Annotated in this window: 11 protein-coding genes and 1 tRNA gene; 10 read left to right on the plus strand and 2 right to left on the minus strand. The window is 38.9% G+C overall.

What is annotated here, in order from left to right; genetic code table 11:
• Positions 1-73 precede the first annotated feature (73 nt).
• The 9 genes from rpoB (at position 74) to SAR02S_RS02095 (ending at position 14,906) form a co-directional block, all read left to right on the plus strand.
• Entirely contained in the window at positions 74-4,231 is a 4,158-nt protein-coding gene (rpoB, locus tag SAR02S_RS02055) for a DNA-directed RNA polymerase subunit beta (protein WP_041956453.1), read from the plus strand.
• Entirely contained in the window at positions 4,209-8,732 is a 4,524-nt protein-coding gene (gene rpoC / locus SAR02S_RS02060; protein ID WP_041956454.1) for a DNA-directed RNA polymerase subunit beta', read from the plus strand. The genes rpoB and rpoC overlap by 23 nt, the downstream gene beginning before the upstream one ends.
• Positions 8,733-8,816: 84 nt before the next feature.
• On the plus strand, positions 8,817-9,194 hold the full coding sequence (gene rpsL / locus SAR02S_RS02065; RefSeq protein ID WP_012856158.1) for a 30S ribosomal protein S12: 378 nt from the start codon (positions 8,817-8,819) through the stop codon (positions 9,192-9,194).
• A 73-nt stretch (positions 9,195-9,267) separates the two neighbouring features.
• Complete coding sequence (gene rpsG, locus SAR02S_RS02070; RefSeq protein ID WP_041956458.1) at positions 9,268-9,738, plus strand: 30S ribosomal protein S7; 471 nt, start codon at positions 9,268-9,270, stop codon at positions 9,736-9,738.
• 79 nt (positions 9,739-9,817) lie between these two features.
• The gene (gene fusA, locus SAR02S_RS02075; protein WP_041956460.1) at positions 9,818-11,896 is read left to right on the plus strand and encodes an elongation factor G; all 2,079 of its coding nucleotides are present in this window, start codon (positions 9,818-9,820) and stop codon (positions 11,894-11,896) included.
• 222 nt (positions 11,897-12,118) lie between these two features.
• Positions 12,119-13,078: a methionine ABC transporter ATP-binding protein gene (locus SAR02S_RS02080; RefSeq protein WP_041956462.1), complete on the plus strand. Its 960-nt coding sequence runs from the start codon at positions 12,119-12,121 to the stop codon at positions 13,076-13,078.
• 43 nt (positions 13,079-13,121) lie between these two features.
• Positions 13,122-13,760 (plus strand): methionine ABC transporter permease, encoded by a 639-nt coding sequence (locus SAR02S_RS02085; protein WP_156961426.1) that lies wholly within the window; start codon positions 13,122-13,124, stop codon positions 13,758-13,760.
• A 128-nt stretch (positions 13,761-13,888) separates the two neighbouring features.
• Positions 13,889-14,710 (plus strand): MetQ/NlpA family ABC transporter substrate-binding protein, encoded by an 822-nt coding sequence (locus tag SAR02S_RS02090; RefSeq protein WP_041956467.1) that lies wholly within the window; start codon positions 13,889-13,891, stop codon positions 14,708-14,710.
• 119 nt (positions 14,711-14,829) lie between these two features.
• Positions 14,830-14,906 (plus strand) — tRNA-Arg (locus SAR02S_RS02095).
• Between the two features lie 3 nt (positions 14,907-14,909).
• Here the strand turns inward: SAR02S_RS02095 and SAR02S_RS02100 are convergent.
• Entirely contained in the window at positions 14,910-15,749 is an 840-nt protein-coding gene (locus SAR02S_RS02100) for an aldo/keto reductase family protein (RefSeq protein ID WP_041956470.1), read from the minus strand.
• A 122-nt stretch (positions 15,750-15,871) separates the two neighbouring features.
• Between SAR02S_RS02100 and SAR02S_RS02105 the strand changes: the two genes are divergently transcribed.
• On the plus strand, positions 15,872-17,140 hold the full coding sequence (locus SAR02S_RS02105; protein WP_041956473.1) for a nitroreductase family protein: 1,269 nt from the start codon (positions 15,872-15,874) through the stop codon (positions 17,138-17,140).
• Here SAR02S_RS02105 and SAR02S_RS02110 read toward each other — a convergent pair.
• A complete protein-coding gene (locus SAR02S_RS02110) occupies positions 17,116-18,468 on the minus strand; it encodes an MATE family efflux transporter (RefSeq protein ID WP_041957248.1) in 1,353 nt (450 codons plus the stop codon). The two genes, SAR02S_RS02105 and SAR02S_RS02110, sit on opposite strands and share 25 nt — an antisense overlap.
• Positions 18,469-18,599 lie beyond the last annotated feature (131 nt).

Consider the following 18,599-nt stretch of genomic DNA (forward strand, 5'->3'; position numbering starts at 1 on the left):
TTAGTCGTTACAACGTCTATCAAGCGATAGATGAACCCACTGCCCTTTTCAAACAACTACACGAGGTAGACTCATGTTAAATAGCCTAAAATCTGGAAATCGCTTACGAGTTGATTTTTCCAAAGTCCCAAAAAAAATTGATGTACCAAATCTACTCCAACTTCAACAAAAGAGTTACGAACAGTTTTTAAATGTTGAAAATCTCAAAGAAGAGAGTGGCGTAGAGAAGGTTTTTAAATCTATTTTTCCTATTCATGATCCCCAAAATAGACTTACTTTAGAATATGTTGGATCTGAGGTTGGAAAACCTAGATATACTGTCCGCGAATGTATGGAGCGAGGACTTACGTATTCTGTCAGCTTAAAAATGAATATTCGTCTTATCCTTTGGGATAAAGATGAAAAATCCGGTGAAAAAACTGGTGTAAAAGATATTAAAGAACAAGCAATTTTTATCCGTGAAATTCCATTGATGACCGAGAGAACCTCTTTTATCATCAACGGCGTTGAGAGAGTTGTTGTTAATCAGCTTCACAGAAGCCCTGGTGTTATCTTTAAAGAAGAAGAGAGCCCAACGGTTGCAAATAAACTGATTTACAATGCTCAAATTATTCCTGATCGTGGTTCTTGGTTATACTTTGAGTATGATGCAAAAGACACGCTTTTTGTTAGAATTAACAAACGAAGAAAAGTTCCTATCACGATTCTATTCCGTGCACTTGGTTACAGCAAACAAGATATCTTAAAACTTTTTTATCCTGTGCTAAACATTATGATTCGTGAGAACAAATTTTTAATTGAATTCTCAGCAGATAACTTCCTTGGTCGTGTTGATTTTGATCTTAAAGATGAGCACGGTAATCTTCTTCTAGCGGCAGGCAAACGCCTTGCACGTAAAAAAGCAGAAAAATTTATCGAAGATGGTATTAAATTTATCGAATATCCTGTTGAAATTTTGGTCAATCGTTTCCTTTCTTCTCCAATTATTGATCAAGAGAGTGGTGAAGTTCTTTATGATACATTGACACAACTTGACGAAGGAAAATTGGCAAAAATTATTGAGCAAAAATGCGAAGTGATTGAAATTGCCAACGATCTTGCAAGTGGCGTGGATGATGCAATCATTAACTCCTTTATTGCTGATACAGAAACCCTTAAATTACTTCGTCAAACAGAGAACATTGAAGATGAGAATGACTTAGCAGCTATTCGTATCTACAAAGTTATGAGACCAGGCGAGCCGGTAACAAAAGAAGCAGCAAAAACATTTGTAAAAGATCTTTTCTTCAATTCTGAAAGATATGATTTAACCAAAGTTGGTCGTATGAAAATGAATCATAAACTCGGACTCACAGTTCCTGAGTATGTGACCATTATGACGAGTGAAGATATTATCAAAACAGCAAAATACCTGATTAAAGTTAAAAATGGTCAAGGTCATATCGATGATCGTGATCACTTGGGTAACAGAAGAATTAGAGCTATTGGTGAATTACTAGCGAATGAGCTTCATGCTGGTTTAATCAAAATGCAAAAAGCAATTCGTGATAAATTTACAGCATTAAGCGGTAGTGTTGAAGAGTTGATGCCACATGATTTGATTAACTCTAAAATGATTACCAGTGCGATTTCAGAGTTTTTCTCAAGTGGACAGTTGTCACAATTTATGGATCAAACGAATCCACTGAGTGAAATTACGCATAAAAGAAGACTTTCTGCTCTTGGTGAGGGTGGTTTGGTAAAAGAACGCGCTGGCTTTGAAGTACGTGACGTTCACCCAACACACTACGGAAGAATTTGTCCGGTTGAAACTCCAGAGGGTCAAAACATTGGTTTGATCAATACGCTTTCAATGTATGCAAAAGTTAATGATTTAGGTTTTGTTGAAGCACCGTATCGTAAAGTTGAAAATGCAACTATTACTGATGATATTATTTATATTACAGCAACTCAAGAAGAGGGCTTGGTCATTGCTCCAGCAAGTACAAAGATTAATGAAAACAATGAAATTGTAGAAGATTTGATCGAAGTTAGAATTGATGGTGAAACCGTACTGATTGAGAAAGAAAAAGTTGACTTGATTGACCTTTCTTCTATGATGATTGCAGGTGTTGCAGCATCATTGATTCCATTCCTAGAACATGATGATGCGAACCGTGCATTGATGGGTTCAAACATGCAACGTCAAGCAGTGCCACTCGTTAAATCTGATGCCCCATTAGTTGGTACTGGTGTTGAAAAAATTGCAGCTCGTGATTCATGGGAAGCGATTAAAGCGAAACGTGCGGGTGTTGTTGAAAAAGTAGATAATAAAAATGTTTATATTCTAGGTGAAGATGAAGGTGGTGCGTTTATTGACCATTATGCACTTCAAAAAAATCTTAGAACCAACCAAAATACAACGTTTACTCAAAAAGTAATCGTAAGACGTGGCGATATGGTTGAAGCTGGCGGTGTGATTGCCGATGGTCCAAGTATGGATCAAGGTGAGCTTGCTATCGGTAAGAACGCCATGGTTGCCTTTATGCCATGGAATGGTTATAACTACGAAGATGCGATTGTTATTAGTGAACGTATGATTCGTGAAGACGCCTTTACCAGTGTTCATATCTATGAAAAAGAGATTGAAGCTCGTGAGCTTAAAGATGGTGTGGAAGAGATTACGAAAGACATTCCTAACGTTAAAGAAGAAGAACTTGCACATCTTGATGATAGTGGTATTGTAAAAGTGGGTACGTACATTACTCCAGGTATGATTCTAGTGGGTAAAGTATCACCTAAAGGTGAAGTAAAACCAACGCCTGAAGAGAGACTTTTACGTGCAATTTTCGGTGAAAAAGCTGGACATGTTGTCAATAAATCACTTTACGCAACACCTTCATTAGAAGGTATTGTTGTGGATGTTAAAATCTTTACGAAAAAAGGTTATGACAAAGATCCACGTGCTGTTCAAGCCTATGAGCAAGAAAAAGAGATTTTGGATCGCGAACATCATGATAAACTCTTAATGTTAGATCGTGAAGAGATGCTACGCATTAATGCATTACTTCTTAAAAATCCATTGCAAGAAGACCAAGAAATTAGTAAAACCAACTATAAAAAAGGTGGTTTTATTAAAGCAGAAGACCTTCATAATGTGAATCGATTCTCGATTAACTCGATTGTGAAAGCATTTTCAAATGAAGTTCAAGATGACTATAAAGATCTTAAAGTTTATTTCCAAAATGAGAAGAAAAAACTCAAAGAAGAGCACGATGAGAAACTTAACATCATTGAGAAAGACGATATTTTACCAAGTGGCGTAGTCAAACTCGTTAAAGTTTATGTAGCAACCAAACGTAAACTCAAAGTGGGTGATAAAATGGCTGGACGTCACGGAAATAAAGGTATTGTTTCTAATATCGTTCGTGAAGTTGATATGCCTTACCTTAAAAACGGTGAGATTGTAGATATTGTCTTAAATCCACTGGGCGTTCCAAGTCGTATGAACATTGGACAAATTCTTGAGGTTCACTTAGGACTTGTTGGTAAACGTTTGGGTAACCAAATTGAAGAGATTTTTAAAGAGAAACAAGGTGATTGGATTAAGTCACTTCGTGAAAAAATGATTAGTATTGCTGACGTTGCTAAACTGATGGATGCTAGGAATTTTATTGATAAGCTAAATGACGAACAATTGTTGACTTATGCTAGAGATTGGAGCAAAGGTGTTAAATTTGCAAGTCCAATTTTTGAAGGCGTCAACGTTGAAGAGTTTGAAAAACTCTTTGAGATGGCAAAAATCGATACCGATGGAAAGACTGACTTATACGATGGTATGACCGGTCAAAAAATGCATGAAAAAGTCAATGTGGGTTACATGTACATGTTAAAACTCCACCACTTGGTTGATGAAAAAGTTCACGCACGAAGTACAGGACCATACTCACTGGTCACACAACAGCCAGTAGGTGGTAAAGCACTCTTTGGTGGACAAAGATTTGGTGAGATGGAGGTTTGGGCGCTTGAGGCATACGGTGCTGCTCATACCCTAAGAGAAATGTTAACAGTCAAATCAGACGACGTTGAAGGCAGAATCCTAGCGTACAAAGCACTCACTAGAGGCGAAAATGTACCACAAACGGGAATCCCTGAAACATTCTATGTATTAACAAACGAGTTGAAGTCTTTGGCTTTAGATGTTGAGATTTATGACGAGGTGGAAGAAGATGAAACGACTAGAACCAATTGAGATTCACGAAGAGAGTAGACCAAGGGACTTTAAAGCATTTCAATTAAGACTTGCAAGTCCTGAGAAGATCCGCTCATGGAGTTATGGTGAGGTCAAAAAGCCAGAAACCATTAACTATCGTACGCTCAAACCTGAGCGTGATGGCCTTTTTTGTGCAAAAATCTTTGGACCCGTTAGAGATTATGAATGTCTATGCGGAAAATACAAAAAGATGCGTTACAAAGGCATCAAATGCGAGAAGTGTGGTGTTGAAGTAACCAGCACAAAAGTGAGACGTTCACGTATGGGGCATATTGAGTTAGTAACTCCTGTGGCACATATTTGGTATGTTAACTCACTTCCAAGCCGTGTGGGAACACTGCTTGGCGTTAAGATGAAAGATCTTGAGCGTGTACTTTACTATGAAGCATACATTGTTGAGCAAGCAGGCGAAGCGTTTTACGATGCAGAAAACAAAAACAAAGTCGCTTTGTATGATGTTTTAAATGAAGAACAATATCAAGCGCTCCAACAAAAATTTGAAGATACAGGTTTTGTTGCAAAAATGGGTGGAGAGGTTATTCGCAATCTCTTAGCCAGCCTCGACCTTGTAGAAGTTCTTGGACAGCTTAAAGAAGATATTAACCAAACCAGTTCAGAAGCGAAGAAAAAAACGATTGTTAAACGTCTAAAAGTTGTTGAAGCATTCCTTAATAGCGGTAATCGCCCTGAATGGATGATGATCACAATGCTTCCAGTGCTTCCACCGGATCTTAGACCACTCGTGGCCCTTGATGGCGGAAAATTTGCGGTAAGTGACGTGAATGACTTGTATCGTCGTGTTATCAACAGAAATGCTCGTTTGAAACGTTTGATGGAACTTGATGCTCCTGAGATTATTATTCGCAATGAAAAAAGAATGCTTCAAGAAGCAGTTGATGCGTTGTTTGATAATGGTCGTAGAGCAAATGCGGTAAAAGGTGCTAACAAGCGTCCTTTAAAATCGCTTTCTGAAATCATCAAAGGTAAACAAGGCCGTTTCCGTCAAAACCTTCTCGGTAAAAGGGTTGACTTTTCGGGTCGTTCGGTTATCGTTGTTGGACCAAATTTGAGAATGGATCAATGTGGTCTTCCAAAACAGATGGCATTGGAGCTTTTCAAACCACATTTGTTAGCGCGTCTTGAAGAAAAAGGTTACGCTACAACGGTCAAACAAGCGAAGAAAATGATTGATAGTAAAACCAATGAAGTATGGGAATGTCTCGCTGAAGTGGTTAAAGGTCATCCGGTTATGTTAAACCGTGCGCCTACACTTCACAAACTCTCTATTCAGGCGTTTCACCCTGTTTTGATTGATGGAAAAGCGATTCGTTTGCATCCTCTTGTTTGTTCTGCATTCAACGCGGACTTCGACGGCGATCAAATGGCGGTTCACGTTCCTCTTTCACAAGAAGCAATTGCTGAGTGTAAGATTTTGATGCTTAGTTCTATGAACATCTTGCTTCCAGCTTCTGGTAAAGCGGTAACGGTTCCAACACAAGATATGGTCTTGGGTCTTTACTACTTAACCCTAGAGAAGCCAAATGCAAAAGGTTCTAATAAAATTTTTGCAAACATTAATGAAGTACATATTGCGATTGATGCGGGATTTTTAGATATTCATGCAAAAATTAAAACACGTATTAACGATAGAGTACTCTTTACCACAGCAGGTCGTTTGATTTTAAAATCAATCTTGCCAGAATTTGTTCCTGAAGAGCAATGGAACAGAGTATTGAAGAAGAAAAATATCGGTGGTCTGGTTGATCATATCTTTAAAGAGGGTGGTATTGGTATCACTGCAGGATTCTTGGACAACCTCAAGACTCTTGGTTTTAAATATGCAACACAATCAGGAATTTCAGTCTCTATTGATGATATTCGTGTCCCTGATACAAAAGTTAAAAAGATTAAAGAAGCGAAGAAAAAAGTACGTGAGATCCAAAAACAGTTCAGTTCTGGTTTATTAACAGAGCAAGAGCGTTATAATAAAATTATTGATATTTGGACTGATACAAACAATGACGTAGCTTCTGAAATGATGAAGCTTACAGAGAGCCATAAAGGTGGATTTAACTCTATTTATATGATGGCAGACTCTGGAGCGCGTGGTTCTGCTGCTCAGATCAGACAGTTAGCGGGTATGAGGGGTCTTATGGCAAAACCAGATGGAAGTATTATTGAAACACCAATTATTTCAAACTTCCGTGAAGGTCTAAACGTTCTTGAATACTTTATTTCAACGCACGGTGCTCGTAAAGGTCTTGCGGATACCGCTCTTAAAACAGCGAACGCGGGTTACTTGACTAGAAAACTGATCGACGTTGCACAAAACGTTAAAGTTACGATGGATGATTGTGGTACGCATGAAGGTGTTGAAATCACAGAAATCAGCGAGAGTGGTGAGCTTGTAGAGTCATTGTATGAGAGAGCAACAGGTCGTGTTCTTGCAGAAGATGTTATTGATACAATCACTAATGAGGTTCTTTTCACTGAGGGAACATTGATTGATGAGAAGAGCGCACAAGCCCTTAAAGAGGCTAGCATTAAATCGGTTGTTATTCGTACACCGATTACATGTAAAGCTAAAAAAGGTGTCTGTGCTAAATGTTATGGTACAAACTTGGCAGAAGGCACATTGGTTCGTCCAGGTGAGGCTGTTGGTATTATTTCAGCTCAATCTATTGGTGAGCCAGGTACTCAGTTGACACTTCGTACATTCCACATCGGTGGTACGGCATCGACGGAATCTCAAGATCGTCAAGTTATTGCACAAAAAGAGGGTTTTATTCGTTATTACAATGTTAAAACCTATGTAACGAAAGAGGGTAAAAACATCGTTGCTAACCGTAGAAATGCAGCTGTTTTACTTGTTGAGCCAAAGATCAAAGCACCGTTTAAAGGTACTATTGAGATTGATACAGCACACGAAGAGACAGCGATTACGATTACAAGTGCAAGCGAGAATGTTCGTTATACACTTCGTAAAAGTGACTTTGCTAAGCCAAATGAGCTTGCGGGTGTTAGCGGTAAAATTGAGGGTAAATTCTATATCCCTTATGTTAGCGGTGATGTGATTGAAGCCAATGAGAGCATCGTAGAAGTTATTAAAGAGGGTTGGAACGTTCCAAGCCGTATCCCTTATGCGAGTGAGCTTAAAGTTAAAAATGGCGATCCAATTATTCAAAAAATTCATGCTGAGGCAAAAGGTGTTGTTAAATACTATAAGCTTCGTGGGGATTATTTAGATCGTATCCATGATATTGAAAAAGGTCATATTGTTAAAGAAAAAGGTATCTTTGCCGTTATCGCAGATGAGGATGACAGAGAAGCAATTCGTCACTATATTCCACGCGATTCAATCATTGATGTGAACGATAACAGTATGGTTGATTTTAAAACATTGCTTGCTTATCCATCAACAAGTGAACAAATTACGATTGCTGAATGGGATCCGTATTCAACGCCAATTATTGCTGAAGATGCGGGTACGATTACGTTTGAAGATATTGAACCAGGTATTAGTGCAACAGAACAATTCGATGACATGACAGGTCAAAGTAGACTTGTGATCAACGAGTATCTTCCAAGTGGCATGAAACCGACGATCATCATTGCGAATAAAAATGGTGAAATTGTTAAGTACCAGTTAGAGCCTAAAACAGCGATTTTCGTTCAAAATGGCGTTACTGTTGGCTTAGCAGACCTTATCGGTAGAACACCTAAAGCGATTGCAAAATCGAAAGATATTACCGGTGGTCTTCCACGTATTAGTGAACTTTTTGAAGCACGTCGTCCTAAAAATGCAACCGTTATTGCGGAGATTGATGGAACGATTCGTTTTGGTAAGCCACTTCGTTCAAAAGAGCGTATTATCATTGAAGCCAATGATGGTACAAGTGTTGAGTATTTGGTCGATCGTAATACACAAATTCACGTTCAAGCGGGCGAATTTGTTCATGCGGGTGAGAGACTCACTGATGGTGTTATCTCAAGCCACGATATTTTACGTATTATGGGCGAGAAAGCGCTTCACTATTATTTGATCAGTGAGATTCAACAAGTATACCGTGGACAAGGTGTTGCGATTAACGATAAACACATTGAGGTTATCGTTTCTCAAATGCTACGTCAAATCCGTATCGTTGATAGTGGAGATACCAAGTTTATCATGGGTGATTTGATTAGCCGTAGACGATTCCGTGAAGAGAATGAAGCGGTTATGAAAATGGGTGGAGAGCCAGCCATTGCTGAGCCAACACTCCTTGGTGTTACGCGTGCGGCGATCGGTAGTGATAGTGTTATCTCAGCGGCTTCGTTCCAAGAGACAACGAAAGTTCTAACGGAAGCAAGTATCGCAGGTAAGATGGATATGCTTGAAGATCTTAAAGAAAATGTTATTTTAGGACGTATGATTCCAGTTGGAACAGGTCTATATCAAAACAAAAGCTTTAATCTAGAGTTAAACCCAAGTAGAGGTTAAGTTAAGGTTCCCTTAACTTAACCTTTTTTTAAGCTATTTTTAAATAAAATTAGCACCTATTTTTTACAAAATAAAGGAAATAATGTGCCAACCATTAACCAACTCGTCAGAAATGAGAGAAAAAAGGTGATTAAAAAATCAAAATCACCTGCACTTGATAAGTGCCCTCAAAGAAGAGGCGTTTGTACAAGAGTTTATACGACAACTCCTAAGAAACCAAACTCTGCTTTGAGAAAAGTTGCCAAAGTCAAATTGACTAGCGGTTTTGAAGTCATTAGCTACATCGGTGGCGAGGGACACAACCTACAAGAACACTCCATTGTATTGGTACGTGGCGGTAGGGTAAAAGATTTACCAGGTGTTAAGTACCATATCGTACGTGGTGCGCTTGATACTTCAGGTGTTGCAAAAAGAACGGTGTCTAGAAGTAAATACGGTACAAAAAGACCAAAAGCTAAATAAATTTAACAGCAGGTGATGTCCTTTGTTTTGACATCATTTGAGTAAAATTTTTAAAAAATTTGAAGGAAATAGTATGAGAAGAAGAAAAGCTCCTGTAAGAGAAGTATTACCAGATCCAATCTACAATAGCAAGATTATCACAAAGTTTATCAATGCGTTGATGCTCGATGGAAAAAAGAGTGTTGCTACTAAAGTATTTTATGGTTCATTAGAACTAGCTGAAAAAAGAAGCGGAACTCTAAAAGGTATTGAAATTTTTAATGCAGCTATCGATAACGTTAAGCCTGTTATGGAAGTAAAAAGCAGACGTGTCGGTGGAGCAACATATCAAGTCCCTGTCGAAGTTAGAACAACTCGTCAACAAGCATTGGCTCTTAGATGGTTGGTTTCTTACTCACGTAAAAGAAGTGAGAGAACCATGATCGAGAGGTTGGCCAATGAACTTTTAGATGCGGCTAATAGTAGAGGCGCAACCTTTAAGAAAAAAGAAGATACTTATAAAATGGCAGAAGCAAATAAAGCGTTTGCTCACTATCGCTGGTAAGATGATGATGGGAATGTTTACATGTAAACATTCTCTCCTTCCTTCGGAACTACACTCCTAATATAACAAGGAAATTATAATGGCAAGAAATACCCCTATTGAAATGGTTAGAAACATCGGTATTGCTGCGCACATTGATGCAGGTAAGACCACAACAACAGAAAGAATCCTTTTTTACACCGGTATCTCTCACAAAATTGGTGAGGTACATGATGGTGCTGCAACAATGGACTGGATGGAGCAAGAGAAAGAAAGAGGTATTACCATTACTTCTGCTGCGACAACATGTACATGGAAAGATCATCAAATTAATATCATCGATACTCCGGGCCACGTTGACTTCACCATTGAAGTTGAGCGTTCTATGCGTGTTCTTGATGGCGCTGTAGCTGTATTTTGTGCAGTTGGTGGCGTTCAACCACAATCTGAGACTGTTTGGAGACAAGCAAATCGTTACCAAGTTCCAAGAATGGTTTTCGTTAATAAAATGGACCGTGTTGGTGCAGACTTCTATAACGTTGAAGCACAAATTAAAAATCGTTTAAAAGCAAATCCAGTGCCAATTCAAATTCCTATTGGCGCAGAAGAAAACTTTAAAGGTGTTGTTGATCTCGTAGAGATGAAAGCACTTGTTTGGGATGATGACGCTGCAATGGGTTCAAACTACCAAGTCGTTGAAATCCCAGCTGATCTTGCTGATAAAGCAAAAGAATACCGTGAGAGAATGGTTGAAGCCGTTTCTGAGACCAGTGATGAGTTAATGGAAAAATACCTTGGTGGCGAAGAACTTACCAAAGCTGAGATTAAAGCGGGTATTAAAGCAGGATGTCTTGCAATGACATTTATTCCAATGATTTGTGGAACAGCGTTTAAAAACAAAGGTGTTCAACCTATGTTAGATGCTGTTATTGATTATATGCCAGCTCCAACTGAAGTACATGCTATTAAAGGTGAGTACGAAGACGGACATGAGTGTGTTGTTGATTCAACTGATGAAGGTGAATTTGCCGCTCTTGCATTTAAAATTATGACCGATCCATTTGTTGGTCAATTAACATTCGTTCGTGTTTACCGTGGTTCATTGGAAAGCGGAAGTTATGCTTACAATACAACAAAAGATAAAAAAGAGAGAATTGGTCGTTTGCTAAAAATGCATGCGAACAAAAGAGAAGAGATCAAAGTACTTCACTCTGGTGAAATCGGCGCGGTTGTAGGTCTTAAAGACACACTAACCGGTGATACACTTGCAAGTGAAAAAGATCCTGTAATCCTAGAGAGAATGGTATTCCCAGATCCAGTTATCTCTGTTGCTGTTGAACCTAAAACAAAAGCAGATCAAGAGAAAATGGGTATTGCACTTCAAAAACTTGCTCAAGAAGATCCAAGCTTTAGAGTTGAGACAGATGAAGAGAGTGGTCAAACCATCATTTCAGGTATGGGTGAGCTTCACTTAGAGATTCTTGTTGATCGTATGTTACGTGAATTTAAAGTAAGTGCAGAAGTAGGTCAACCACAAGTTGCTTACCGTGAGACAATTCGTGCATCTGTTAACCAAGAGTACAAATACGCAAAACAATCTGGTGGTCGTGGTCAATACGGTCACGTTTACCTTAAAATTGAACCTCAAGATGCTGGTAAGGGTTATGAATTTGTTAACGATATCAAAGGTGGAGCGATTCCAAAAGAATTTATTCCAGCTGTTGATAAAGGTATCAAAGAATCACTTCAAGCGGGTGTTCTTGCTGGCTATAAAGTGGAAGACGTTAAAGTTACACTTTATGATGGAAGTTACCATGATGTTGACTCCTCTGAGATGGCATTTAAATTGGCTGCTTCTATGGGCTTTAAAGAGGGTTGTCGTAAGGCAAAACCAGTTATTCTTGAGCCGATCATGAAAGTTGAAGTAGAGACTCCAGAAGACTTTATGGGTGATGTTATCGGCGATCTTAACAGAAGACGTGGACAAATTAACTCTATGGATGACAGAAGTGGTAACAAAATTGTTAACGCATTCTGCCCATTAGCTGAAATGTTCGGTTACTCTACAGATCTACGTTCTCAAACACAAGGTCGTGCTTCTTACTCTATGGAATTCGATCATTATGATGAAGTTCCTAGAAACGTTGCAGAAGAGATTATCAAAAAACGTAACGGTTAATATATTTTACATGTAAAGAGTCGTAAGACTCTTTACATCCTTTTTTCTGCCAAAATCTCCCAAACGCATTCTTTTCTCAATCAATTAAAAATAATGTTTTTAGTCATAACTATTAACAATAAATTGCTATAATCTCGCGTTTTATTCCATGCTTGTTAAAATACTTCATAATAAGAATTAACGTACAATTTGGATTTATAAATTCTCCATAAAGGTTAAAAATTGATAGATATCAAACATCTCAGCAAATATTTTAACGACCAAAAAGTTTTAGATGATATCAGTGTACATATAAACGCTGGCGAAATATTTGCCATTGTAGGACACAGTGGCGCTGGTAAATCAACCCTTCTTCGTTGTATCAATGGTCTTGAAGGTTTTAGTGGCGGAGACGTAAATGTGTTAGGAAAAGAAGTCAAACACTTAAACGAAAGTGGACTAGGCGCATTACGAAGTCAGATTGGTATGATTTTTCAAAACTTTTCTTTACTCAATCAAAAAAATGTGTATGACAATATTGCTCTTCCGATGAAAGTATGGGGATACAGCAAAGAGAAGATTCAAAAAAGAGTTGATGAGCTTTTAAAACTTGTAGGACTGGAAGCTAAAAAATTTGTTTACCCTAAAGAGCTGAGTGGTGGTCAAAAACAGCGTGTTGCAATAGCAAGAGCCTTAACGCTCAACCCCAAAATACTTCTAAGTGATGAAGCCACATCGGCACTTGATCCTAATACAACCAAATCTATTTTAGAGCTTTTGCAAGAGATCAATAAAAATCTTGGGGTTACTATCATCATCGTAACGCATGAAATGGAAGTTGTCAAAAAAGTGGCATCACGTGCTTTACTTTTAGAAGATGGAAAAGTGATTGGCCTTGGGCGTATTGAAGATCTCTTTTTAAGACCTGATGAAAAAATGATGCGGTTTTTAGGAGAGGATGAAGAACTCCCTCAAGAAGGGGTCAATATAAGACTTTTCTTTCCAAGCAATGTCTCTTATCAACCTATTGTAACAAAGATGGCAAGGGAACTTGACATCAATTTCAATATTGTTTGGGGAAAACTTGAAAAGTTAAATGACCATGTTGTTGGCTCTTTGGTTATCAACATAGAGGAGCAAGTGGCAAGCACCATTACCAACTATCTGCAAGAAAAAACTGAAGTGATTTGGGAGATACTCTAAAATGGAACAATCAATAATAGAATTTTATGAAAAATCGATAAGCATGAAACAGGTTTTGATTGACGCCGTTATTGAGACACTCACCATGAGTCTCGTTTCGACTTTTGTAGCAACATTCATTGGATTTGCACTGGCTATTGTTTTGATTGTTACGGATAAAAATGGTATTTCACCTAATCGATATACCTATAAAATTTTAGATATTGCGATTAATATGCTACGCTCATTTCCTTTTATCATTTTGATCATTGTATTGTTCCCTGTGACAAAATTTTTGGTAGGGAAGCACACAGGAACATTTGCGATGATCGTTCCTCTAACCATTGGAACAGCGCCTTTTATCGCAAGGATGATCGAGGGGGCTTTTAAAGAGGTTGATAGAAGCGTTATCGAAGCTGCAAAGTCTTTTGGAACGAACAAATTCCAAATTATTTTTAGAGTACTCCTTCCAGAAGCATTCCCTAGCATTATTTCTGCTATTACACTCTCTTTAATCATCATTATTGGCTTTTCAGCAATGGCAGGAACCGTTGGTGGCGGAGGGCTAGGTGCGGTTGCTATGAATTATGGTTATTATCGATTTGATGGTATTTACATATTTTGGACCGTTTTTATTTTGATCGTATTGGTACAAATTTTTCAAAGTATGGGGGATCTACTCTATAAAATAGTCAAACATTAAATCGCTATTTTTTGAGAGATCGAATTCATATTCAGTCTTTCTTAATACGAATGACGTTAACATTTCAATAAGTATACTAAATTAATAGATTTACTATACATTATTTTGAGCAATTCAAAGGGGAACACATGTATAAACGTTTAGGAGCTATTTTAGTTGGAGCACTACTTACATTCAGTGGTTGCAGTGGCGATAAAAAAGTTGAAGAAAAAGCAGTTGCAAAAGAAGACAAGAGTGCAAAAATAATTGTTGTAGGCGCTACTCCAGTTCCACATTCTGAGATATTGGAAATCGTAAAACCTCTTCTAGCAAAAGAAGGGTACACACTTGAAATCAAAGTGTTTAATGATTACGTCATTCCTAATAAAGTGACAGACAGTGGTGAAATTGATGCAAACTTCTTTCAACACACGCCATACCTCGTTGAGTTTAATAAAAATCAAGGTACGAAACTTGTAAGTGTTGGTAATGTTCACATTGAGCCAATTGGAATCTATTCTAAAAAAATTAAATCGCTCTCTGAGCTCAAAGATGGTGATAGCGTTGCGATTCCAAATGATCCGAGCAATGCAGGTAGAGCTTTAGATGTTTTAGCAAGTGCTGGACTTATCAAACTCAAAGATGTTGAACTTAAAACAAAGCTTGACATTGTTGAAAATCCAAAAAATCTTAAATTTACCGAGCTTGAAGCTGCACAACTTCCTCGCGTTATTGAAGACTTTACACTTGCAGTTATTAACACAAACTACGCACTTCCAGCAGGTCTTAATCCAAGCAGCGATGCACTTGCGTTAGAGTCTGCAAATTCTCCGTATGCTAATATCCTTGTAGTAAAAGCGGGTAATGAGAATAGCGATAAGACAAAAGCACTTCTCAAAGCTGTTAAATCAGATGAAGTGAAGAAATTTATCGTTGAAAAATACAAAGGTGCTATCGTTCCTGCATTTTAATGCATGATAGCATAACGCTCTTAACCAAAGTGGCTCAAAAGCAGCACTTTGGTTCCTCCCCTTTTTAGGTTTCCTAAGTCTATTTTTGTTATAATCCCGCCACACAAAATCTCTCCAATGTCCCCATAGCTCAGCAGGATAGAGCATCAAATTCCTAATTTGAAGGCCGTGCGTTCGAATCGCGCTGGGGACACCACCCTTAATGCAACAGCAGATCAATTTTCTCAATACTACCACTATCCAATGCAAATTCAAAAATACTCAAATCCTCTTTCATATGCTGAGCTGACGTTGTTCCATTAAGCGGAATAATTCCTTTGTGTATCATATAGCGGTAAAAAATCTGTTCAGCACTTTTACCATAAGTGTTTGCAATGGTTTGGATCGTTGGAGAATGCAAAATGTGTGGATTGGCACTGAGTGTCCAAAAACTTTGATAAATAATCCCTTTCTCTTTTGCCCAAGTACGCAAAGATATATCGTAATGTGAGTCAGCATAAAAACGGTTTTGAACGATGGAAGGCTTAATGCGTGCATCTTTATAGAGTTGTTGTAAGAGTGAAAGATCATAACAGTTACTAATGCCAATTTGGCGTGTATCACCTCTCTCGCAGAGTGATTCTAAGGTTTGCCATGCGCTAAGAAGATGAGCATAAGGAAACAGGGGTGAATGCAGCAACAAAGAGTCAAGATACTCTGTATGCAGGTTTTGCTTAGAGACATTGTATGAGGTCATAATCTGTTCTTCTAAAGAGGCTTTCGCATCGTAAGGAAGACGCTGTGGATCTTGTCCTGAAAGTGGCGTAAATTTGGTTTGAATAAAAAGCTCTTCTCTTTTTCCACCTTTTTGGTAAAAACGCTTTACGCCTTCACCTACCAATGCCTCTTCGTAATGTTTGGGTTGGCATGCCGTGTCAATGCCTCTAAAACCATTCTCAAGTGCCAAGGCAACTAGATCTGCGGTGCGCTCTTTTTTCCATGCCGTACCGTAAAGCATATAAGGGATACGAACATTTTGATTACTAGTGACGTAGTCCATTTGAACTCCTTTGAATCATTATAGAAAAACAAATTTTCAAGGGTGCTTTTTTTGCAGGATTAAACTTTACATGTAAAGAGATCCATATGCATGACGCAGTAGCATACCACAAAGGAGATCCGATGTTAGCGTACCATCCCCAAACAATGCACAGCTATCTCTCTGTGCGAAATAGGTCTCATTTTATGGATTGGGACCATCAGCCTAAACAGTTTAAGATCTATCCTCAAACATTTGTGCGTATACCACTGGATAAAAAAAATCCTGAACACCGTTTTTTGTACCTTATTGGAGGGATTACAGCTCAAAAAAGCTACCCAGGTATGACCTATGCTCTGCGTACCAACCCCAGTGCTGGAGCGTTGTACCCGACTGAAATTTATCTGCAGATTCGAGATACGAAAGGTTTTGTAAATGGCATTTACTTTCTGAGTCCTCAGGAATCTGCCCTTGTTTTATTACATCCTTTAGAAGAAGAGGAAGGGGTTGAAAACTTTTTACATGTAAAGCGGGTAAGTGGTTTTATTTTTCTTTTTTCAGCGCTCTATTACCGCTCATCATGGAAATACCGTGATCGTGCATTTCGTTACTGCTTGCATGATACGGGACATATGATAGGCACTTTAGAGGCTTCGTGTACACTCAGCGATAAGTCATATCGCATCCTTTACGGCATAGAAAAAAAAGCGTTAAATGCACTCTTTGGATTTGGTGCAGAGGAGTTTTTTCTCTCATCTGTCCTTGTAGGAGAAGAGGATAAAAATGTTACATGTAAAGCGTTATCCCTGCAATTACCGTATGTTGATGGTACGGGAACATTTGAGACCAATGAACGTGTGGAAAAAGCCTACGATGAAACCTGCGAGCTCTCCAGAAAACTCCAGGTGGCAATGCCAACATTTGATTTGGATAAAGAGCGTTTACAACAAGCTATTTGGAAACGTCGTTCTATTCGTGAGTTTACGCAAAAGTCCCTTTTGAAAGAGGAGTTTTTAGAGGTGATAGATTTCATTACTCAGCCGATTCCCTCGGACTGTGATGTCGATATTGAAATTTACGCGATCATCAACCGTGTGGAGGGAATGTGGCAAGGCGTTTGGAAGGAGGGCGTTTATGTGGAATCAGGCAATTTTGCACGCAAAGCGGGTTATCTCTGTTTGGAACAAGCGTTAGGAGAAGAGAGTGGTGTTACCTTTTTCTTAGTGGGAAACGATGCGCTAAACTACCAAGCAATGGTTCAAAAAGCGGGCATTATAGGGCATCGTCTCTATCTTATCAGTGAGTATCTTGGGTTTGGATGCAGTGGCATAGGCGCTTATTACGACGAAGAGGTCGCAGCATTTTTAAAGAGTGATGGCATGGTGCTTTATGCATTAGCCATCGGTCGCTGAGGCAACTGTTTATAGGTATAGTAGAGTAAGAAAAGAGCGGAGCTGTACACAATGCAACCAAGTCCGACCCACATCCACATAAACGAGAGCTCAAAGTAACTTACGATGAGCGTGTATGCGAGCACAGGCGCTAAAATTTGGCGAAAGAAACCAACGTAAAAAATCATGGTCGGTTTTTTAATGCCTTGAAGCGTTGCGACACAGGCAAAGTGTGTTACGTAACCGCAAAAAAGAAAGAGCATGACATAGATATAGAGTGTGCCATACTGAATGACTTCATGTGTTGGGTCAAATTGGGCGACCAGCCATTTACCACTAAGCCATAAAATTCCCATGCCGGCAATGCTTATAACATAACCATAACCCAGTGCATACAAAAGCGTTTGTCGCACGCGCTCAAATTTGCCAGCTCCCATGTTGTTGGAAACGAGACTTAGTACCGCACTGCTGATGCCAAGGGCAGGGAGTAACATCAACTGCTCAACTCTATACCCAATGCCATAGCCGGCTACTGCTTGATACCCATAAAGTGTGACAAAATGAAGCGCAATCAGGGAGCCAAAGGACATCATTAACATATTTAGCCCAGGTGGTGTGGCTTGGGCAAAAAACTCTTTATAGATGCGCCTATCAGGGTAAAACTGCGCTTTACATGTAAAGCTAATCAGCCCTGTTTGCAGACTTTTGTAAAGCAGATAGCCTGCGTTGATGGCTTGAACCAAAACTGTAGCCAAAGCGATACCCGCGATGCCCATAGCGGGAATGAAACCCCAGCCATAGATAAAGAGAGGATTGAGCGCAATATTGGCAAAAAAGCCAAAGATAAGCGTGTTGCGATAGCTCTTTGTATCGCCTGTGGCAACGAGCACACTGTTAAGTGCAAAGTTGGCAAAGAAGAGGGCTGAACCTAGTAAAATGACCTCGATGAAAGAGAGTGCAAGAGAATGGTAACTCTCTTCTGTACCAATGATATGAAGCAACTGCGAGGCAAAGATGAAGCCTAATAAACCCAAAATCATTCCCACACCAATAATCAGTGCAACCCCTTTTTGTGCAATCAGCTTAGCCAGAAAAAAATGCTGCTTTCCATATGCATGACCAATGAGCGCCGTAAGCGCACTTGTTCCTCCATAGGCTAGACCAATGACAAAGAAGAAGAGAAATGAAGAAGCTGAGAGTGCGGCAAGGGCTTCTGTGGAGATGAGCCCTGCATAGTAGGTATCAACGATATTGTAGAGTGTATTAAAGAGCATGCCAAGGCTAGAGGGAATGGAGAGTTGGCGTAATAAAGAAGGGATAGGTTGGTTGATTAGTGATGTCGAATCCATGTAGGCTCTTTTTGATTTTATGATAACGCCATCCTGCTTCAAAGAAGCTCTTTTTTTGCTTTTAAAATGGTTTTTATAGCTCATTAATTACTCATTTTATTTCGTTAAGCTTCATAGTATAAAAATAAAAA

Source organism: Sulfurospirillum arsenophilum NBRC 109478 (assembly GCF_000813345.1).
GTDB classification, from domain to species: domain Bacteria; phylum Campylobacterota; class Campylobacteria; order Campylobacterales; family Sulfurospirillaceae; genus Sulfurospirillum; species Sulfurospirillum arsenophilum.